The organism is Bifidobacterium sp. LH_730 (assembly GCF_056355835.1).
Window position 1 is genome coordinate 174,832 of the sequence record NZ_JBKETB010000003.1, and the last position, 21,555, is coordinate 196,386.

At 65.1% G+C, this 21,555-nt stretch carries 14 protein-coding genes and 1 pseudogene; 1 reads left to right on the top strand and 14 read right to left on the bottom strand.

Annotated elements, in window-relative coordinates:
• From gltB to AC1AUD_RS05860, 10 genes and pseudogenes are all read right to left on the bottom strand, one after another.
• Positions 1–4,581 (bottom strand): glutamate synthase large subunit, encoded by a 4,581-nt coding sequence (gene gltB, locus AC1AUD_RS05815; protein WP_476572979.1) that lies wholly within the window; start codon positions 4,579–4,581, stop codon positions 1–3.
• A gap of 155 nt (positions 4,582–4,736) precedes the next feature.
• Entirely contained in the window at positions 4,737–6,044 is a 1,308-nt protein-coding gene (gene hemW, locus AC1AUD_RS05820) for a radical SAM family heme chaperone HemW (RefSeq protein WP_476572981.1), read from the bottom strand.
• A 310-nt stretch (positions 6,045–6,354) separates the two neighbouring features.
• Positions 6,355–8,304: a translation elongation factor 4 gene (gene lepA / locus AC1AUD_RS05825; RefSeq protein WP_476572983.1), complete on the bottom strand. Its 1,950-nt coding sequence runs from the start codon at positions 8,302–8,304 to the stop codon at positions 6,355–6,357.
• A 99-nt stretch (positions 8,305–8,403) separates the two neighbouring features.
• Complete coding sequence (gene rpsT, locus AC1AUD_RS05830) at positions 8,404–8,664, bottom strand: 30S ribosomal protein S20 (RefSeq protein WP_476572985.1); 261 nt, start codon at positions 8,662–8,664, stop codon at positions 8,404–8,406.
• Between the two features lie 114 nt (positions 8,665–8,778).
• Positions 8,779–9,565 (bottom strand): annotated as a pseudogene (locus AC1AUD_RS05835) (trimeric intracellular cation channel family protein).
• A gap of 292 nt (positions 9,566–9,857) precedes the next feature.
• Complete coding sequence (locus AC1AUD_RS05840) at positions 9,858–10,985, bottom strand: branched-chain amino acid aminotransferase (RefSeq protein ID WP_476572987.1); 1,128 nt, start codon at positions 10,983–10,985, stop codon at positions 9,858–9,860.
• Between the two features lie 215 nt (positions 10,986–11,200).
• On the bottom strand, positions 11,201–11,821 hold the full coding sequence (locus AC1AUD_RS05845; protein ID WP_476572989.1) for a 50S ribosomal protein L25/general stress protein Ctc: 621 nt from the start codon (positions 11,819–11,821) through the stop codon (positions 11,201–11,203).
• Positions 11,822–12,198: 377 nt separating this feature from the next.
• The gene (locus AC1AUD_RS05850; RefSeq protein ID WP_476572991.1) at positions 12,199–13,644 is read right to left on the bottom strand and encodes an NAD(P)(+) transhydrogenase (Re/Si-specific) subunit beta; all 1,446 of its coding nucleotides are present in this window, start codon (positions 13,642–13,644) and stop codon (positions 12,199–12,201) included.
• Positions 13,644–13,949 (bottom strand): NAD(P) transhydrogenase subunit alpha part 2, encoded by a 306-nt coding sequence (locus AC1AUD_RS05855; protein WP_476572993.1) that lies wholly within the window; start codon positions 13,947–13,949, stop codon positions 13,644–13,646. The genes AC1AUD_RS05850 and AC1AUD_RS05855 overlap by 1 nt, the downstream gene beginning before the upstream one ends.
• Positions 13,949–15,091: an NAD(P) transhydrogenase subunit alpha gene (locus tag AC1AUD_RS05860; RefSeq protein WP_476572995.1), complete on the bottom strand. Its 1,143-nt coding sequence runs from the start codon at positions 15,089–15,091 to the stop codon at positions 13,949–13,951. Before AC1AUD_RS05860 ends, AC1AUD_RS05855 begins: the two co-directional genes overlap by 1 nt.
• A gap of 206 nt (positions 15,092–15,297) precedes the next feature.
• Between AC1AUD_RS05860 and AC1AUD_RS05865 the strand changes: the two genes are divergently transcribed.
• Positions 15,298–17,322: an AMP-dependent synthetase/ligase gene (locus AC1AUD_RS05865; protein ID WP_476572997.1), complete on the top strand. Its 2,025-nt coding sequence runs from the start codon at positions 15,298–15,300 to the stop codon at positions 17,320–17,322.
• Positions 17,323–17,429: 107 nt separating this feature from the next.
• On the opposite strand, the gene era is transcribed toward AC1AUD_RS05865, so the two are convergent.
• The 4 genes from era to AC1AUD_RS05885 all read right to left on the bottom strand — a co-directional run bounded on the left by era (position 17,430) and on the right by AC1AUD_RS05885 (position 21,520).
• Positions 17,430–18,428: a GTPase Era gene (gene era, locus AC1AUD_RS05870; RefSeq protein ID WP_476572999.1), complete on the bottom strand. Its 999-nt coding sequence runs from the start codon at positions 18,426–18,428 to the stop codon at positions 17,430–17,432.
• Positions 18,425–19,834: a hemolysin family protein gene (locus AC1AUD_RS05875; protein ID WP_476573001.1), complete on the bottom strand. Its 1,410-nt coding sequence runs from the start codon at positions 19,832–19,834 to the stop codon at positions 18,425–18,427. Before AC1AUD_RS05875 ends, era begins: the two co-directional genes overlap by 4 nt.
• Before the next feature lie 70 nt (positions 19,835–19,904).
• Positions 19,905–20,450, bottom strand: coding sequence for an rRNA maturation RNase YbeY (ybeY, locus tag AC1AUD_RS05880; protein ID WP_476573002.1), 546 nt, complete (start codon positions 20,448–20,450; stop codon positions 19,905–19,907).
• Complete coding sequence (locus AC1AUD_RS05885) at positions 20,447–21,520, bottom strand: PhoH family protein (RefSeq protein WP_476573003.1); 1,074 nt, start codon at positions 21,518–21,520, stop codon at positions 20,447–20,449. Before AC1AUD_RS05885 ends, ybeY begins: the two co-directional genes overlap by 4 nt.
• Between the last annotated feature and the right edge of the window lie 35 nt (positions 21,521–21,555).

The window sequence follows — 21,555 nt, forward strand, 5'->3', positions numbered from 1 at the left end:
TCAGCGCGCTCCTTCCATCACTTGTTCGTAGGTCCGTTCCCAGACCCCGGGTTCATTGAAATCGATATGGTTGGCCTCGGCCTCCTCCATCGCGCGGGTCATGGCGACGAACTGGCGGGGCACGATATGGGTGAATCGTTTGACGGCGGCGGGCCAATCGGCCAAGAGCTCGGCGGCGAAGGCAGAGCCCGTCTCCTCGGCATGGCGCTTGACCAAGTCATGCACACGCTTCTCGTCCTCGCCGTCAATCGATTCGAAGATCAGCGATCCGCTGGTCACGGCGGAGGGGTTGACCCGCGCCATGTCAAGGTCGAGCACATAGGCGTTGCCGCCGGAGAAGCCGGCGCCGAAGTTGCGCCCGGTGGGGCCGAGCACGACGACCGTGCCGCCGGTCATGTATTCGCAGCCGTGGTCGCCCACGCCCTCGACGACGAAGCTCGCGCCGCCGTTGCGCACGGCAAAGCGCTCCCCCGCGCGTCCGGCGACGAACATCTCGCCGGAGGTCGCGCCGAAGCCGGTGACGTTACCCGCGATGACGTTGTCGTGGCGGTCGAAGCGCACGCCGTCCTCCGGGCGGACGACCATGCGGCCGCCGGACAGGCCCTTGCCCGCGTAGTCGTTGACTTCGCCGTAGACGCGGATCGTTTCGCCCTTCGGAATGAACGCGCCGATGGACTGGCCGCCCGCGCCATGGAAGGTCATGTCGATCGTGTCGTCGGGCAGACCCTTGGCGCCGTATCGGCGTGTGATTTCGTAGCCGAGCATCGTGCCAAGCGTGCGGTTGACGTTGCGGATCGGCATCTCGATGCGCACGGGCTCCTGATGTTCGAGAGCGGACTGAGCCAGTTCGATGAGCTGGTTGTCGAGCGCCTTCTCGAGCTCATGGTTCTGCGACTCGGTGCAGTGCAGCACGGTGCCGGGCACCGGGCCGGCCTGCATGAGCACATTCGTCAGGTCGATGCCGTCGGCCTTCCACCGCTTGATCGCTTCGTTCTGGTCGAGGCATTCGACGTGGCCGACCGCCTCCTCGAGCGTGCGGAAGCCCAGCTGGGCGAGGATCTCGCGCACCTCCTCGGCGATGAACATGAAGAAGTTGACGACATGCTCGGGTTTGCCGCGGAACCGGGCCCTGAGCTCCGGGTCCTGCGTGGCGATGCCCTGCGGGCACGTGTTCTTCTGGCAGGCGCGCATCATGACGCAGCCCTCGACGATCAGCGCGGCGGTGGCGAAGCCGAATTCCTCGGCGCCAAGCAGCGCGGCGATCACCACATCGCGGCCGGTCTTGAGCTCGCCGTCGCACTGCACGACGATGCGGGAGCGCAGGCCGTTGAGGATCAGCGTCTGCTGGGTCTCCGACAGGCCGATCTCCCACGGGGTGCCGGCGTGCTTGATCGCGTTCATCGGGGCCGCGCCGGTGCCGCCGTCGTAGCCGGAGATCAGCACCACGTCGGCATGGCACTTCGCCACGCCGGCCGCGATGGTGCCGACGCCGAACTCGGAGACGAGCTTGACGTGGATGCGGGCCTTGGGGTTGGCCATCTTCGCATCGTTGATGAGCTGCTTCAGATCCTCGATCGAATAGATGTCGTGATGCGGCGGCGGCGAGATGAGCTCGACGCCGGGCGTGGCATGACGGACCTTGGCGATCCACGGCGGCACCTTCGCACCGGGCAGATGGCCGCCTTCGCCGGGCTTGGCGCCCTGGGCGAGCTTGATCTGCAGGTCGGTGGCATGCACCAGATAGTCGGAGGTGACGCCGAAGCGGGCCGAGGCGATCTGCTTGATGCGCGAATAGCGCAGCGGGTCCTCGATGCGGTCGTCGGATTCGCCGCCCTCGCCAGAGTTCGAACGCGCGCCGATCGAGTTCATCGCCTTGGCGAGCGTCTCGTGCGCCTCCTGCGAGATGGAGCCATAGGACATGGCGCCGGTGGAGAAGCGTTTGACGATTTCGCTGGCAGGCTCGACCTCGGAGATGTCGATCGGCTTGCGCTTGTCGTTGAACTTCATGAGGCCGCGCAGGGTCATCAGGCGGTTGGAGGTGTCGTTGATATGGGCGGAGTACTTCTTGAACATGCCATAGTCGCCACGCTGGGTCGACTGCTGCAGCAGGAAGATCGCCTCCGGATCGTTGAGATGGTCCTCGCCGGTGCGACGCCACTTGTATTGGCCGCCGGTCTCCAGCTTGCGGTGCGGGCTGGCCGTCCACTGGTTCGGATAGGCGACGCGGTGGCGGATGGCCACTTCCTCGGCGATATCGTCGAGTCCGGCGCCGCCGACGCGCGAGGTGGTGCCGGTGAAGTATTCGTCGATGAGTTCGCTCTTGAGTCCCACGGCTTCGAACAGCTGCGCGCCGCGATAGCTCATGATCGTGGAGACGCCCATCTTGGCCATGATCTTGAGCACGCCGGTCGACAGCGCCTTGGTGAGGTTGGCGACGGCGGTCTGCTCGTCGACCTTGAGATATCCGGTGCGCGCCAGATTCTCCACCGATTCGAAGGCCAGATACGGGTTCACGCAGGCCGCGCCATAGGCGATCAGCAGGGCGACATGGTGGACCTCGCGCACGTCGCCGGCCTCGACGGCCATCGAGACCTGCGTGCGCGTGTGCTGGCGCAGCAGATGATGCTGCACGGCGGAGGTGAGCAGCAGCGACGGGATCGGCGCCCATGTGTGGTCGGATTCGCGGTCGGAGAGCACGATGAAGTTGCAGCCCTCGGCGATGGCCTGGTCGACCTCGGCGAAGATCTGGTCGAGGCGGGTCTTGAGCGCCTCGCCGCCGCCGGCCACCTGATAGAGGCCCTTGACGATGAAGGGCTTGTAGTAGCCGCCGAGCACCGGGGCGCGGTCGAGGCGCTTGAGCTTGGCCATCTCGTCGGAGTTGACGACCGGCAGCGGGATGAGGATCTTCTTGGCATGCAGCTCATCATCGGCGAGCAGGTTCGGCTCGGGGCCGATGGCCGATTCGAGGCAGGTGACGATCTCCTCACGCTCCCAGTCCAGCGGCGGGTTGGTGACCTGCGCGAACTTCTGCGTGAAGTAGTCGAAGAGCATGCGGCTGTGCTTGGAGAGGGCCGGCAGCGGCGCATCGTTGCCCATCGAGCCGATCGGCTCCTTGCCGGTGTTCGCCATCGGCTCCAGCAGCATCTTGAGCTCTTCCTCGGTGTATCCGAAGGCGCGCTGGCGACGGGCGACGGACTCCTTGGAATGGCTCACATGCTCGCGTTCGGGCAGGTCCTTGAGCTCGACGGCATTGCCCTCGATCCACTGACGGTAGGGATGCTGGGATGCCAGAACGCGCTTGATCTCCTCGTCGGGCACGATGCGTCCCTCGGCGGTGTCGACGAGGAACATCCTGCCGGGCTCAAGGCGACCCTTCGCCTTGATGTCCTCTGCCTTGGTCTCGGGCAGCACGCCGGCCTCGGAGGCCAGCACGACGTAGCCGTCGTTGGTCACCTGCCAGCGGCCGGGACGGAAGCCGTTGCGGTCGAGCAGAGCGCCGACCTGGGTGCCGTCGGTGAAGACGATGTCGGCCGGGCCGTCCCACGGCTCGATGAGCGTGTTGTTGTACTCATAGAACGCACGCACATCCGGGTCGAGCTCGGGATTCTTCTCCCATGCGGGCGGCAGCATCATGCTGATCGCATGCGGCATCGAGCGTCCGGACAGATGCAGCAGTTCCAGACATTCGTCGAAGGTGCCGGAATCCGAATAACCGGGCGTGGCGATCGGCAGCAGCGGCTTGAACTCGCCGAGCAGCTGGGAGGAGAGCCGGCCTTCACGCGCGGACAGCCAGTTGCGGTTGCCTTGGATCGTGTTGATTTCGCCGTTATGCGCAAGCAGACGGAACGGCTGCGCCAGCGGCCAGCTCGGGAAGGTATTGGTCGAGAAGCGGGAGTGGACGATGGCGATCGTCGCCTTCATCCGCGGGTCCTTGAGGTCCGGGAAGAAGCCGGTCAGCTGCATCGTCGTGAGCATGCCCTTGTAGGTGATCGTGCGGGCCGACAGCGAGGCGAAATACACGCCGACCTCATGTTCGACGCGCTTGCGCACGCGGAAGGTGCGGCGGTCGAGTTCGATGCCGGCGAGCTTGCCCTCCGGATCGGCGAGCACCAGCGTCTTGAACGCGGGCATGGAGGCGAGGGCCTGCAGACCCAGGCCGTCGGGATTGGTCGGCACGACGCGCCATGCGAGGACTTCGAGTCCTTCCTCGCCCGCGATGCGCGCGATGGCCTGCTCCTGCTGCCCGGAGGTCGTCAGATCGCGGTCGAGGAAGGCGATGCCCGCCGCATAATGGCCGGCCTCGGGCAGTTCCACGCCGAGCGCATGCATCGACTCGCGCATGAATTCGTCGGGCATGCTCATCAGGATGCCCGCGCCATCGCCGGTGTTCTCCTCGGCGCCCACGGCGCCACGGTGGTTGAGATTGACCAACACCTCGATGGCGTCCTCGACGATCTTGCGTTCGGGGCGCTTGTTGAGGGTGGTGACCATGCCCACGCCGCAGGCGTCGTGTTCGGCCCCGGGATCGTATAGGCCTTGGGAATCATGGATCGTCAGATCAAGCGGGGCGTGGAAAGTCACCGAAACCACCTTCGTGATGTTTTTGGGCAGGGTCTTGACGACCTTGCGGTTCTTTGGTAATGCCCGGACAGAATACCGCCGCCATGTGTCGGTGAGATTTCGGCGTCCATATACCGAATATGACGAAAAGTCAATACCTGTTTTCGGATTGGATCCTATAGATCCAGCAGATCGAAGAACCGTTCGATCAGCATGTCATTGAGCAGACGGCCTTGCCGCGTGGCGACGATGCGACGGATGGCGCCGTCGTCGCCCTCGATGCAGTCGACCAATCCCTCTGACTCCATACGGCGCAGCTCCCCGCGATCGATGCCGGTGCCGGCCGCTTCCTCGAGTCGTGGGATATCCAGTCCGTCGCGGATGCGCAGGGCGAGCATCACGTGCTCCTCCAGATCCTCGTTGCGCGTGACGGTTTCGCTGCCGGCCCACGGCACCTCGCCGGCCGATATCCTGAGCCCCCAGAGCTTCGGATGCGGAATGTCCCAGGCACGCAGCCCGCTCTTGTCACTCTGAGTCATCTCTTTGTCATTCTGAGACACTTTTTTGTCATTCTGAGGCGAAGCCGAAGAATCCCCTCCACTGAGATCCTTCGACTCGGCTGTCGCCTCGCTCAGGATGACAGATGCATTGTAATGACTATGCGCGCCGGGGCCGATGCCGGCCCAGTCCACATTGCGCCAATAGCCGAGGTTGTGACGGGACTCATAGCCCGGGCGCGCCCAGTTGCTCACCTCATACCATTGCAGCCCGGCCGCCGACAAAAGCTCGTCGGCGATCTCATATTTGGCGGCCTCATCGTCGTCATCCGGCCTGGGCAACGTTCCGTCGGCGATCCGACGCCCCATTTTCGTCGTCGGTTCGACGGTCAGCGCATAGGCGGAGACATGGTTGATTCCCAGGTCAATGGCCGCGAGCACCGAGGCGCGCCAGTCGTCGAGGCTCTCCCCCGGCGCGCCGTAGATCAGGTCGACGCTGGTGCGAAGCCCCGCTGCTTCCGCGGCGCGGACTCCGGCCTCGACGTTGGCGGGCGTATGCGTGCGGTCAAGGGTTCTGAGCACATGCGGCACGGCCGATTGCATGCCGAAGGAGATGCGCGTGAACCCGCCGTCGGAGAGTTCCTTGATATAGGCCGCGTCCACGGTGTCGGGATTGGCCTCGGTGGTGATCTCGGCGTCCGGCGCGATGCCCCAGAGCTCGCGCATCGCGGCCAGCATGCGGTTGAGGTCGGCCGCCGGCAGAATCGTGGGCGTGCCGCCTCCGAAGAACACGGTCGAGGCGGGCGGTTCCTCGATGCCATGCGCAAGTTGCCAATCGCGTGTCAGCCGCATCTCGGCGATCGCCATATCGGCGTAGCTGGCGCGTGAGACTCCCCCGCCCAGATTCCGCCCGGTGAAGGTCACGAAATCACAGTAGCCGCAGCGTCGCAAGCAGAACGGCACGTGCGCATAAATTTCGTAGGTCATTGGTCGCTTTCTACAACGCTGCCGTCGCGGCACGGCCGCTCCCCTCGCCTACGGACAGTCCACAGGACTGTCCGTTTCACGGCTCGGCATCGCAGGCAGAACGGCACATGCACATATGTCTCGTAGGTCAACACGCACCCCCTGCGATGCCATCGCGATTGAACAGTTGGCGGATTGGATGAACAGTTGGCTGCTTGGTCATCGAATCAATGATGGAACGACAGTGTTTTTCTGAGGCATTTTCCATGGAGACAACCAACTGTTCGCCCAATCCGCCAACTGTTCAATCGTCACACTGTCTGACGGCTCATCAGCCCTCGGTTTTCTGCGCGGCGCGGATCTTGTCCTTGGTGTCGCGGTCCTGGTTCTTGTCGTCGCCGGTGGACAGGGCCGCGATAAACGCCTCCTGCGGCACCTCGACGTGGCCGAGCATCTTCATGCGCTTCTTGCCGGCCTTCTGCTTCTCCAACAGCTTGCGCTTACGTGTGATATCGCCGCCGTAGCACTTGGCGAGCACGTCCTTGCGAAGGGCGCGGATGTTCTCGCGCGCGATGATGCGCGAACCGATCGCGGCCTGGATCGGAATCTCGAACTGCTGGCGAGGGATGAGCTCGCGCAGCTTCTTGGTCATCATCACGCCATACGAATACGCCTTGTCACGGTGGACGATCGCGGAGAAAGCGTCGACCTTCTCGCCCTGGATCAGGATATCGACCTTGACCAGATCGGCGGCTTGCTCGCCGTCCTCGTGATAGTCGAGCGAGGCGTAGCCCTTGGTGCGCGACTTGAGCTGGTCGAAGAAGTCGAAGACGATCTCGGCCAGCGGAATGCGGTAGTGCATCTCCACACGGTCGGTGGAGATGTATTCCATCGTGCCCATGATGCCGCGGTTCTCCTGGCACAGGTCCATCACCGCGCCGATGAACTCCTTCGGCGTGATGATGTCGGCGGCGACCATCGGCTCGACGATGCGCTTGACCTTGCCCTCGGGGAATTCGCTCGGGTTGGTCACATGGTGCTCGGTGCCGTCCTCGCTGGTCACCTCGTAGGTGACGTTCGGCGCGGTGGAGATCAGGTCGAGGCCGAATTCGCGCGACAGCCGCTCGGAGACAATCTCCATATGCAGCAGCCCCAGGAAACCACAGCGGAAGCCGAAGCCCAGCGCCACCGAGGTCTCGGGCGTGTAGATCAGCGCCGCGTCGTTGAGCTTCAATTTGTCGAGCGCGTCGCGCAGTTCGGGGAACTGCGCGTTGTCGATCGGGAACAGGCCGGAATAGACCATCGGCTTGGGATCGCGGTATCCGGACAGCGCCTCGGTGGCCGGTTTGGCGGCGGAGGTGATGGTGTCGCCGACCTTGGACTGGCTCACGTCCTTCGCGCCGGTGATGACATAGCCGACCTCGCCGGCGCCAAGGGCCTTGGTGGGGGTCATATCGGGGCTGATGACGCCGATCTCGATCGGATCGTGGGTCATGCCGATGCCCATCATGTGCAGTTTCTCGCGGGAGCGCAGCTCGCCGTCGACCATGCGGATGTAGGTGACGATGCCGCGGTAGGAGTCGTACACCGAGTCGAAGATCAACGCTCGCGCCGGCGTCTCGGGCTCGCCCGTGGGCGCGGGCACGTCCATGACGATGGTGTCGAGCAGGTCGGCGACGCCTTCGCCGGTTTTGCCGGAGACACGCAGCACGTCGGAGACATCGCAGCCGATCAGGCCGGCGATCTCCTCGGCATGCTTGTCCGGTTCGGCCGACGGCAGGTCGATCTTGTTGAGCACGGGGATGATGGCCAGGTCATGATCCATGGCCATATACAGGTTTGACAGCGTCTGGGCTTCGATGCCCTGCGTCGCGTCGACGAGCAGCACCGCTCCTTCGCATGCGGCCAGCGCGCGCGAGACCTCGTAGGTGAAGTCGACGTGGCCCGGGGTGTCGATCATGCCAAGCGTGTATTCGGTGCCGTCCACGGTCCACGGCACGCGCACGGCCTGCGATTTGATCGTGATGCCGCGTTCCTGCTCGATATCCATGCGGTCGAGGAAACGGTCGCGCATCTCGCGCTCGGGCACGATGCCGGACAACTGGAGGATGCGGTCGGCGACCGTGGACTTGCCGTGGTCGATATGCGCGATGATGCAGAAGTTGCGGATCAGCGACTGGTCGGTGGAACCAGGCTGGTTGTGCTGCTTGAGCTCAGCCACTGAATATGCCTCCTGAAGGAAGAAAACAAACTCACCCCATAGTACAAGAAAGCCCGCCATCCCGTCCGATTCCGGGGATGCGGCGTCGGGATATGCCGGATATGCCAAGAGGCCCGCGGTTCTTCACCACGGGCCTCTTTCGAAGAGTATCGCTTCGACTCAGAGCGCGTTGATCGCGACGGCGAGGCCGGACTTGCGGTTCGCGGCCTGGTTCTTGTGGATGACGCCCTTGCCAGCAGCCTTGTCGAGCTTCTGGGCGGCGACCTTGTAGGCGGCCTCGGCGGCGGCCTTGTCACCGGCGGCGATGGCCTCGCGGGTGGCGCGAATCGCGGTCTTCAGGCCGGACTTGACGGCCACGTTGCGCTTGTGCGCCTTCTCGTTGGTGATGACGCGCTTCTTCTGCGACTTGATGTTAGCCAATGTAACTCCAAACGACGTGTGCTATAAGGACATACAAAACTGAGATGATAGCATGCGGTGCGGTCAAACGAAAGGCAACACGCCATGGGGCCGCACCCGGGACATTCCCGCGGATCACGCCGCGCCCGTGGGCGCTCCGTCATCCGCGCCCAGACCTTTGCCGTCGGAGCCCGATTCCCGTTCCGCGGCGCGGCGCGGGCGGATGTCCGGCCGGCGCAGATAGCGCGCCTCGCCGGGCAGATAGACGTTGTGGCGTCGCATCGCCCCCCGGCACCATCCAGTTGAATCGCACCGACAGCAGACGCATCGCAACGACCAGCACGACGATAGCGACGTCGAATGCGATCTCCCCCTGCACGTCGAGATAGCCATGTTGGACGGCCTTGCAGACGAAGACAGTGAGCACGCTGCCAACGGCGGCGGGCACGAAATACCAATGCTTGTCGCGGATGATCATCGGCACCTCGTTGATGAGCATATCGCGGATCAGGCCGCCGCCGATCGCGGTGAACATGCCAAGGAACGCGGCAGGCATGCCCGATTGGCCGAAGATCATGCCCTTGGACGTGCCGACGACCGCGAACAACGCCATGGCCAATGCGTCAAGCGTGAGCATCGACCATTTGAGCCGGTCCACCTCCGGGTGGATGAACGCGACGGCCACGCCGGAGGCCAGCGCGGTGAGGACGAAACCGCGGTCGGAGATACCGATCGGCGTCACGTCGAGGATCATGTCGCGGATGAGTCCCCCGCCCATGGCCGTCAGCCACGAGGTGATGAGGATGGCGGTGATGTCATATCCCTTGCGCACCGCCGTCAGTCCGCCGACCATGCCGCAGCAGAAGATGGCCACATATTCGATGCCCAGGATGAAGGCATTGGTCTCCAGCGCGACTTCCACAGACGGCCTCCTCTCTTTGGTCCGTCGTCACTTTAGCGGACGGACGGGAACGAGGAGGGGTTTAGCCAATATAGAGCGAGGGCGAAGGTCTATCTGGACCTTCGCCCTCATTCGACTCGTGCTCTGTTATAAGGATGGCTCCGGCGGCACGGAAGCCCACAGGGCTTCCTCTACGGCCGCCTCGCGGCGCGTCGATATGTCAACGGATTGCTCCGGCGGGAGGACAGTCCACCGGACTGTCCTCTAATCCGCCTCGCGTGGCCTGATGAATGCAATTCCAAAGGAATTGCGATCAGGCCACGCGCCACATCCAATTGTGCGGGTCTTCGATTTCGCCGAGCTGGATGCCGAGGAGCTCGTTGCGAAGGTCCACGGTGAGCTTGCCCGACTCGCCGTCGGCGACGGTGACGTCGAACTCCTCGGACTTGAAGCGTCCGATCGGGGTGATGATGGCGGCGGTGCCGCAGGCGAACACCTCGGTGACCTCGCCGGACTTGATGTCCTCGAGCAGCTGCTTGAGCGGGATCATCGTCTCGACGACGTCGATGCCGCGGTCCTGCATGAGCTGGATCAGCGAGCGACGGGTCACGCCCGGCAGGATGTTGCCGGTCAGCGACGGGGTCTCGACATGGCCGTCCTTGTGGACGATCATCATGTTCATGCCGCCGAGCTCCTCGAGATAGGTCTTGGTGGCCGCGTCGACGAAGCAGACCTGCTGGCAGCCGTTGTCGATGCCCTTGTATTCGCCCAGCAGCGAGGCGGCGTAGTTGCCGCCGCACTTGGCGAAGCCGGTGCCGCCGGGGCCGGTGCGGAACCACTTGTCCTCGACCCAGATGCTCACGGGCTTGACGCCGCCCGGGAAATACGGGCCGGAAGGCGAGGCGATCACGCAGTAGTCGACCTCCTGCGGGGCGCGCACGCCGAGGAACGGCTCGGAGGCGAACATGAACGGACGCATGTAGAGCGTGTATTCACGGCGGGACGGCACCCAGTTCACATCGCGGCGCACCAGAGCGGCCACGGAGCCGATGAAATCGTCGATCGGCAGCTCGGGCAGGTAGAGGCGCTTGGCGGAGTTCTGGAAGCGTTCGGCGTTCGCGTCCGGGCGGAACAGCCAAGTGGAGCCGTCGGCGTGGCGATAGGCCTTGAGGCCCTCGAACACTTCCTGCGCGTAATGCAGCACGGAGGCGCCCGGGTCGAGCTTGAGCGGCGCATAGGGCTCGATGCGGCGGTCGGACCAGCCTTCGCCCTTGGTCCAGCTCATATGGGCCATGTTGTCGGAGAACAGCTGGCCGAAGGCCGGCTTGTCGATGAGCTCGGCGCGCTTGGCGTCGGAGGCGGGGTTGTCATTGGGCAGAACGGTGAAGGGCTCGACGAGCTTGTCGAGCGATGCCTGGTCGTGATGCGTGTTTTCAGTCATTGCTGTTTCTTCTTGCATTCGTCGGCCGCCTGCGCGGCCGCTCCATTGGGATATGCCCGTGCTTGTGGCCGGGCCTGTTGCCTACTCTCTCACAGCCTGCGCGCCGCGGGTCGCGCGGCGTTCGCATCGTGAAAGATATCGGATATGGCAGGGCCCACGCCCCTTGTGGAGGGAACGCGGGCCTTCAAGCCATGGAAAGTGTTTTTCCGAAAAGGTCACTCGGCGGCCGGAGCCTCGGCGTCGGCCGGAGCGGCATCGGCGGCCGGAGCGGCCGCGGCGGAGGCCTCGGTGGCGTCCTCGGGCACCTCGACGGTGACGACCGGCTCCTCGAGATCGGTCATGTCGAGCTCGACGCCCTCGGGCAGCACGACGTCCTTGAGCAGGACCTTGGTGCCGTCGGTCATGCCGTCGACGTTCACGACGATCTTCTCGGGCAGGTTGGTGACATCGGCGCGCACCTTGAGCTCCTGCATGTCGACGAAGGCCACGGCCACGCCCTTCGGGGTGCCCTCGGCGAACACCGGCACCTCGACGTCGATCTTCTCGCCGGCCTTGACCTCGTAGAAGTCGACGTGCTCGACGATGCGCTTGAGCGGGTTGCGCTGCACATCCTTGACGACGGCCATCTTGGACTCGCCGCCGAAGTTCAGCGTGAACAGGGCGTTGGTGTGACGCAGGGCGTTGGTGGTCTCCTTCAGCGGCAGCTTGACGAAGGCAGGCTCCTCGCCGCCGGCATAGATGGTGGCGGGAACGAGCTTGGCGACGCGCATGCGGCGGGCAGCGCCCTTGCCGAACTCGTCGCGGACTTCGCCCTCGAGGGTGATGGTGTTGGCCATGATATGACTCCTTATATTTCGTTTCGTTCCGTCCGGGCGCCACGACGCGCCATACGGACCCGCAAGGAGTCGCATACGTCGAGTCGATCACGGAAGTCAACGCTTCCCTCGCCAAGACAACAGTTGTTTATTATACAAACACCTTGGACCAGTCGCACTGTCATCCTGAGCGAGGCTCTTCCTTATATTGTCATCCTGAGCGGAGCGCGAAGCGCGTAGTCGAAGAATCCCACACGGACATTCCCAGAGATCCTTCGACTCGCTACGCTCACTCAGGATGACAGAAAGTAACAGGTCATAACAAAGAGCCGGCGTCCTCTCCGGTCAACAGACAGGAGAGGACGCCGGCTCTTATCGACAGGTGAGCAGCCGTTCGCTTAGGCAATGAGCTCCTTCACGGCGGCGATCACGGCCTGCAGACCGGCCTTGGCATCGCCGAAGAGCATCTGGGTGTTGTCCTTGAAGTAGAGCTCGTTCTCGATGCCGGCGTAGCCCTTGCCGCGGCCGCGCTTCATGACGACGACGTTCTGGGCCATGTCGACGTCGAGGATCGGCATGCCGGAGACCGGGGTGCCGGGGCGACGGGCGGCCGGGTTGGTCACGTCGTTGGCGCCGACGACGAGCGCGACGCCCGCGGTCGGGAACTGCGGGTTGATGTCGTCGAGGTCGACGAGCTCCTCGTAGGGCACGTTGGCCTCGGCGAGCAGCACGTTCATATGGCCGGGCATACGGCCGGCGACCGGGTGGATCGCGTAGGCGACTTCGACGCCATGGCCCTTGAGCAGTTCGCCGAGGTCGGCGAGCTCGCGCTGGGCCTGCGCCTGGGCCAGGCCGAAGCCGGGCACGAAGATGACCTTGTCCGCGTAGACGAGCTGCACGGCCACGTCGTCGGCGGTGGTCTCCTTCATCGTGCCCTCGGGGCCCTCGGCGTCGCCGGCCGCGGACGAACCGCCGCCGAAGCCGCCGGCCAGCACGGAGAGCAGCGGGCGGTTCATGGCCTTGCTCATCGCGATGGACAGGGTCACGCCGGCCGCGCCGACGAGGGCGCCGGCCACGATCAGGGCGATGTTGTTGATCGCCAGGCCGCTCATGGCCACGGCGGTGCCGGTGCATGCGTTGAGCACGGAGATGACGACGGGCATGTCGGCGCCGCCGATCGGGATGACGAACACAAGGCCATAGCACAGGGCGAACACGGTGGTCAGCACGCTCCACAGCAGCGCGTTGGACGGCTGCACGCACAGCATCACGAAGGAGGCGAGCGAGAGCACGGCGAAGACGACGTTCCACACGCCCTTGGCGGGCAGGGAGAGATTGCGCATCCACTTGAGGCCCTGCAGCTTGCCGGCGGCGACCAGCGAACCGGAGAAGGTGACCGAGCCGATGAGCACGCCGAGGCCGGCGGTGATGAGCACCACGAGGCCGGGGGTGTCCTCGGAGTTGAGGATGTCGTTCAGAGCGACGAGCGCGGCCGCGCCGCCGCCGACCGTGTTGAACACGGAGACCAGCTGCGGCATATCGGTCATCTTGACCTTCTTGGCGCTCCACACGCCCACGACCGCGCCGATGACGATGCCCGCGATAAGCAGGATCACGGCGGTCGAATGCGCGAAGCCATTGGAGGCCTCGCCGACGAAGAGCACGATGAAGGCCATGACGCAGGCCATGACCATGCCGGCCGCGGAGATCAGGTTGCCCCGGCGCGCGGTCTTCGGCGAATTCATGAGATGCAGGCCGATGACGAACATCACGGCGGCCAGCAGGTAGACAAACCATTCGATGACGCCCAGCGGCGTCGACAGCGTCTGTTCGAGGCTGGACATCACTTGGCCTCCTTGTCGTTCTTCTTGCTCTTGTCGGACTTGAACATCTCAAGCATGCGGTCGGTGACCACATAGCCGCCGACGACGTTCATCGTGCCCAGCACGGCGGCCAGGAAGATGAACACCCAGGCCAAGGGGCTCGTGGCGTGGGCGGCGACGATGACGACGCCGACGATGACGATGCCGTGGATGGAGTTCGCGCCCGACATCAGCGGCGTGTGCAGGGTCGCGGGGACCTTGCCGATGACCTCGACGCCGATGAGCAGCGCGAGGACGAACAGGGTGATGGCAACGACGATATCCATTACTTCTCCTCCTTCGCGGCGCCGGCGCGACCGGCGACGATCAGCGCATCGTCGAGTTCGTCGCCGGCGACGATGGACAGCTTGCCGTCGCGCACGAAGTGCACGAGCACATCGGCCACGTTGCGGGCGAGCAGGTTCGAAGCGGTGGTGGCCACGCCGGAGGCCAGATACGGCGCGCCGATGATGGTCGCGCCGCCTTCGGTGACATGGGTGCCGACGGCGGAGCCCTCGACATTGCCGCCGAGTTCGCTGGCCGCGCAGTCGACGACGACGGCGCCGCGCTTGAGACCGTTCACGCCGGCGGCGGTGAGCAGCATCGGGGGCTTGCGGCCGGGGACCTTGGCGGTGGTGATGACGATGTCGAAGCCGGCAGCCTTCTCATCGACCGCGGCCTGCTGGGCGGCCTGCTCCTCGGGAGTGAGGGCGCGCGCATAGCCGCCTTCGCCCTGGCCCTTCGAGAAATCGAGGCCCAGATCGAGGAACTTGGCGCCAAGGGATTCGACCTCGCCCTTGGAGGCGGGGCGCACGTCATAGGCGGTGACGACCGCGCCAAGGCGCTTCAGGGTGCCGATGGCCTGCAGGCCGGCGATGCCGGCGCCGAGCACCAGCGCCTTGGCCGGGCGGATCGTGCCGGCGGCGGTGGTCATCATCGGCAGGAACGAGCCATACGCATCGGCCGCGACGATGGCGGCCTTGTATCCCATCACGGAGTTCTGGGAGGTCATCTCATCCATCGACTGCGCGCTGGAGAGCTGGCGCGGCAGCTTCTCGATGGCCACGCCCACCATGCCGGCGGACTCAAGCGAGGCGACGTAATCGGCGTCGGTGAACGAGCCGAGCATGCCGATGATCCACGTGCCGGCCTTGGCCTTGGCGATGACATCGGCCGACGGACGATCGACGAAGCCGAGCGCGTCGGCGCCGGCGATCACCTCGTCGCGGCTTGCCACACGGGCGCCGACCGCCTCGTAATCCTTGTCCGTGTATTGCGCCGCGGCGCCAGCGCCGCTTTCGATCAGGCAGGAGACGCCGCTCTTGCCCAGCCTGGTGACGATATCGGGCGTCAACGCAACGCGCGACTCGACGTCGCTCGTCTCATTGAGAATGCCGAAGGTCACCGAGGTCTCAGGGGTTTCAGCCATGAGAGCCCTTTCTTCCCACGCGCCGCAAGGGGCGCGCGTAACGTCGGTGTGTACGGTGCCATAGTGTAACCCACGCCATGGCGCGGCGGCGACCCATTCTCATTCCCCGATATCCGCAACCTACGCTTTCGTAAGGTGACGTGTCGTCTCCAACCGACTAAGGTGAGGCGTAACACAGCATTCGAGAGAAGGGCAAGGAGCACCTCGTGTCCGTCATTTCCAGCCTTAAGCACCACACCGCCGATCTGACCAGGAAGGCCCTGCGTCTCGGCACCGATTTCATGCACCCGGTCAGCGACGACCAGGGCACCCCGGACTACAACGAGGCGACCGCACGACCCGGAGACACGACGCTGCCGCACACCGACGAGTGGGGCCCCGGATTCCCGACCTTCACCCGCATCGACGAGGCGACCGGCCTGATGATGACCTCGACGCAGGGCAATCCCCCGCTGGACGAGGGCATGTCGATCTACGACATCTACGCGGACCGCGCCCGCCGCATGGGCGACGAACCGCTCTACACCTACAAGGTCGACGGCCAGTGGACGACCAAAACGGCCAACGAATTCCTCGCCGACGTGCGTGCCGTCGCCAAGGGCCTGATGCATTACGGGCTCAGGAAGGGCGATGCGGTGGCCTTCATGTGCCGCACCTCCTATGAGTGGGATCTGACCGACGCGGCGATCATGGCGTGCGGCGGCGTGCTCGCGACGATCTACGACACCGATTCGGCCGAGCAGATCCGCAACATCGTCAACAACTCCGACGCGCGGCTGCTCATCGTCGAGACCAAGGAGATGCGGGCCAAGGCGGACGGCGCCGAACGCGAATGCCCCTCGCTCGAGCACACCGTGTGCATCGAAACGGGCGGTCTGGACGAGCTGCGGGCATATGGCGAGGGCGTGCTCGACGAGGAACTCGACGAGCGCATCGCATCGGTCAAGAAAACCGATCTGTGCTCGATCGTCTATACCTCCGGCTCCACCGCGGCCCCCAAGGGCGTCGAGATGACGCATGAGCACTATTGCACCACGGCCCTGAACCTGCCGCCCTACATGCCCAAGCTGCTCAACGAGAAGGACCACACGGTGCTGTTGTTCCTGCCGCAGGCCCACTCCTTCGCGCGCGCAATCAACTACATCGTCGTCGCCTCCAATCTGCGCATCTACATCGCACAGGGCATCTCCACGCTGATCGATGACCTCAAGGAGGCGCGTCCGAGTGTGATGATCGTCGTGCCCCGCGTGCTCGAGAAGGTCTATAACGCGGCCTCGCAGAAGGCCGGGCATGGCGCCAAGGGCATGGTCTTCGCCTCGGCCGTCGTCGCCGCGCAGAAATACATGGCCGAGGTCGGCGAGAACGGACACGCGGGCGCGTTGACGCGCGCGCGGCGCACGGCCTTCGACCCGCTGGTCTACTCGGCGCTTCGCGAGGTGCTCGGCGGGCGCGCGCAGTGGATCGTCGCCGGCGGCGCGCCGCTCGACCCGGAGCTGCTGGCCTTCTTCCGCGGCGCGAACGTGCCGGTCTACGAGGGCTATGGTCTGACGGAGACGACCGCCCCATGCGCCTTCAATCCGCTTGGCGTGCCCTATCGTCCCGGCTCGGTGGGCATCGCCTTCCCCGGTTTCTCGCTGCGCATCGCCGAGGACGGCGAGATCCAGGTCAAGGGCACGGCCGTCTTCCCCCGATACCACAAGAACGACGAGGCCACCGAGTCGTCCTTCACAGCCGACGGCTGGTATGCCACCGGCGATCTCGGGCGCATCGACAACGACGGCTTCCTCTATATCACCGGCCGCAAGAAGGACCTCATCATCACTGCCGGCGGCAAGAACGTGGCGCCCGGGCCGATCGAAGAGGTCATCAAGCGCTGCGAGTTCGTCTCCCAGGCGCTGGTGCTGGGCGACAAGCGCCCGTTCATCTCCGCGCTGATCACGCTCGACGAGGAGGCGCTGCGCCTCTGGCTGACGGCCAAGGGCCTCGACCCCGACATGTCGATGGAGGAGGCCGCCTCCAACGCGGCGGTGCGCGCCGAGGTGCAGAAGTGGGTCGACCAGGCCAACGAGGGCGTCTCCCGCGCCGAATCGGTGCGCAAGTTCATCATCCTGCCCGAGGAATTCACGCAGGAGAACGGGCTCATGACCGCCTCGATGAAGGTCATCCGCCCCAAGGTCATCCAGCGCTACGCCACCCTCCTCAACACCCAGATGTACACCAAGCGCAAGTGAGGCCTTCCGCCGCTTGAAGCCGATACGGGGTGCGGACGCCGACGCGTCCGCACCCCGATTTCATGTAACTGTCGCCGGAAGGTGCGGCGGCACAATCCTAGACAGCTTCAGAAGCCAAGCTTCTGAAGCTGCTTAGGATCGGACTGCCAGCCTTTGGCGACCTTGACGTGCAGGTCGAGACGGGCCTTGCGCCCGACGATGCGGTTGACCGGGGTGCGGAGCTTCTTCTTGACGGCGGTGAGGTTCGCGGCGCCGCGGCCGATGATGATCGGCTTCTGAGAATCGCGTTCGACGTAGATCGACACGCGCACGTCGGCCTTGCCGTCATATGATTCCCCGGTCTCGTTGTCCTCGGGATAGTCGATCGAATCGACGACGACGGCCAGCGAATGCGGCAACTCGTCGTCCAGCTGCTCCAGGAAGGCACCGCGCACCAGTTCGGCGATCGTCTCCTCGGGCCGCTCCTCGCTGATCTGCTCGGCCGGATACATCTGCGGGCCCTCGGGCGTGTGGTCGATGAGCACGGCGCGCACCTCGGCGAGGTTGTCGTGCTTCAGCGCCGAGACGGGCACGATGTCGGCGAAGTCGGCGAATTCATTGACCTCGATGAGCTTGGCGATGAGCTGTTCGCGCGACAGCTCGTCGATTTTAGTGACGATGGCGATCAGCGGGATCTTCCAGCGCCAGGTCCCGTCCTCGCGCTTGGTCGCGAAGTCGGAGCGCAGGCGCGACAGTATCCTGCGGTCGCCGGGGCCGATCTCCTGATCGCCGGGCAGCAGGAAGGCGACGACGTCCACCTCGGACAGGGACTCCTCGACGATGTCGTTGAGCCGCTGGCCCAGCAGCGTGCGCGGCCGGTGGATGCCGGGGGTGTCGACGAGCACGAGCTGCGCGTCCTCGCTGGTCAGGATTCCTCGGATGGCCTTGCGGGTGGTTTCGGGCCGCGAGGAGGCGATGGCGATCTGCGAGCCGATCAGCGCGTTGATCAACGTCGATTTGCCGACGTTGGGCCGTCCGACGACGGCCACGAAGCCGGAGCGATACACCGCATGCGCCTGCACCGCCTCGTCGCGCCCGGCCGTTTCCTGATCACGTTGTCCGCTCATATCGTTCCTCCGCGTTCGTCTTCCTCTCCGCGCGCCTCGGGGGCGGCGGTATCCCTGCCATCTTCTCCATCGCCCTCGACGTGGGCCGGTTCGGCGACGATCGTGGACACCTTCTTGCGACGGCCGGCCGAGTCGATGGCCGTGAGCCTGATGCCACGTGCCACGGCGCTCGAGCCGACGATCGGCACGCGCCCGAGCAGCTTGGTCAGCAATCCGTAGACCGTGTCGACGTCATCCTCGTCGATGTCGACTTCGAAGAGCTCCTCGAGGTCCGCGATGGGCGTGCGCGCCGGCATGCGCCACTTGCGCTCCCCCACGCGCTCGGGTTCGACGCGCTGCGTGCGGTCGTGTTCGTCCTCGAGTTCGCCGACGATCTGCTCGATGGCGTCCTCGATCGTGACCAGTCCCGCGATGCCGCCGTATTCGTCGACGACCACGGCGACATGCTGCCGGGAGCGCTGCATCTGGTGGAACAGATCGTCAACGGGCTTGGATTCGGGCACCAGCATCGGCTCACGCACGATGGAATCGACGTGGCGCGAGCCGGCGGCCGGGTTGAAGGCGATGGCCCGCACCGCGTCCTTGAGATAGGCGACGCCGACCAGATCGTCCACGTCGTCGCCGATGACGGGCACGCGCGAGAATCCGGAGCGCGAGCACAGCCGCAGCATCTCCTCGAGGCTGGCCCCACGCTCGACGCAGATCATATCGGTGCGGGGCACCATGACCTCGCGTGTCAGCGTCTCCGACAATGTGAGCACATTGCGCATCATCTCGGAGACCTCGGGATCGAAGCCGTTGGTCTCGACCAGACGGTCGATCATGGCACGCCCCTGCTCGAGCTGGATCTTCTCCAGTTCCTCGTCGTCGGACAGGCTGGCAAGCTTGAGCTTGGTCTTGTCCGAGCCGACGCGTGCGAAGGGCGTGAGCATGCATGCCATAGAGACGGCGCGGGCATGGCGCAGCATGATCTCGGCCGGGTCGGCGGCACCGGCATTGCGCGGCCGCACGAGCACGGAGACGACGCCCACGATCAGAGCCACGCCGAGGCCGACGGCCAGCTCGACCCACAGCGGCGTGCCGTAGAGCGAGGTCAGGCATCCGACGAGCACGCCGACGAGCACATTTGAGGCGATGCGGAGGAACGCGCATCCCCCGGCGGTGGCATATCGGTCGGCGATGAGCCGCTGCACCACATGGATGCGCTCGATGCGCTTCATACGCGTCAGATGGCCGGTCTCCTGGTCGGTCTGAGCCTCGAGGACCAGGTTGTTGAGATTGGATCGCGTGACCCGTGAGACCGCGCCCTCGGCCGCCGCCATGGTCAGCGAAAGCCATACGAACAGCGCGGCCACAAGGACCAGCGCCGCGGTCAGTGCGATGAGTGTGGTACTGGAATACTCCATGCGGGATGTGGTGCTCCTTGGATCAGCGCCGATGGGGGTCGGGCGAGGGATAGCGGGGATATGCGGGGCGTCAGTGGGACAGACGCCGGCCGCCGCCGTGGATGGCATCGTATTCGGCCAGCGCGTCGGGGGTTCCGGACGGCAGCACGGCCGGTGCCATGGAGCCGGCCCGCACGGCGATGAAGGTGAGCAGCAGCTGGCGCTGCAGGCCGAACATCTGACGCTCCTGCTCGGCGGTGGCATGGTCATATCCCAGCAGATGCAGGATGCCGTGGACCGTCAGCAGCAGCATCTCCTCGAGCGCGCTGTGACCGGCCGAGGCCGCCTGCTGTGCGGCGACCCACGGGCAGATCACGATGTCGCCGAGCACGCCTTCGCTCACGCGTCCGTCGTCGCCGGGGCGCAGCTCGTCCATCGGGAAGCTCATCACATCGGTGGGTCCCTCGAGGTTCATCCACCGCTCGTGCAGTTCGGCGATCGGATCGGGGTCGACGAACATGATCGCCAGATCGGACTGGGTGCTGACCCTCATCTGGTCCATCACCCACACCCCGAGGTCGGAAAAGACCTTCGGGTCGATGCTCCAGGGGGTCTCGTTGGTCACTTCCACGCTCATGCCATCCGCTCCTTGCCCGCGGCGGCGGACAGGGCCGCGTGCCGCTCGTATGCCTCGACGATGCGCCCGACGAGTGCGTGTCGCACCACGTCCGAAGCGCCCAGGCGCGCGAAGGCGATGCCCTCGATGCCACCCAAAATCGTCTCGATGGTCTTGAGTCCCGAGCGCGGCACGGTCAGATCGACCTGGGTGACGTCGCCGGTGATGACCATCGTCGTGTTGAAGCCCAGACGCGTCAGGAACATCTTCATCTGCTGTTCGGTGGTGTTCTGCGCCTCGTCGAGGATCACGAAGGCGTCGTTCAGGGTGCGGCCGCGCATATAGGCCAGCGGCGCCACTTCGATGGATCCCTCGTCCATATGCCGCTTGAGTTGGTCGGCGCCCAGCATGTCGGACAACGCGTCGTAGAGCGGGCGCAGATACGGGTCGACCTTCTCGTTCAGGGTTCCGGGCAGGAAACCGAGGTTCTCCCCTGCCTCGACGGCCGGACGCGTCAGGATGATGCGCCGCACCCGCCCGTCCTCGAAGGCGCGCACGGCCTTGGCGACGGCCAGATAGGTCTTGCCGGTGCCGGACGGGCCGATGGCGAAGGTGATGGTGTTCGATTCGATCGCGTTGACATAGGCGCTCTGCCCCGCGGTCTTGGCGCGCACGGGCTGTCCGCCGGCGAAGGCGATGACGCCTGGGACGGACGCGCGCCGACGTTCGCCCTCGCGGGAGCGCGACGACTCGGCGCGGCGCAGCATTTCGGTGGACCGTCCATGCCCCGGGTGCGCGGCGCGCACGTCGTTCGACAGCACCTGCTGGTCGAGCATGCGACGCACGGTGTCGGCGTCCATCGGCGCAGTGTGCGCGGCCTCGACGATCGCGTTGAGCATGTCCTCGGCCTGCGCCGCCTGCGCCTCGGTCTGCTTCGAGGAGGAGATCACGGCGATGCGGTTGCCGCGCACGATGATCGTCAGCTCGGGGAAGGCACGCTCGACCTCGCGCAGCACTTCGTCGACGGGGCCGAGCACGGCCACCGGATCGAGCCGGGTGGGGATGGTGATGGTTCGTGTTGTGGTTGCCACGGATTCCTTTGTCGTATCAGTCGGGAAAAGTCGGG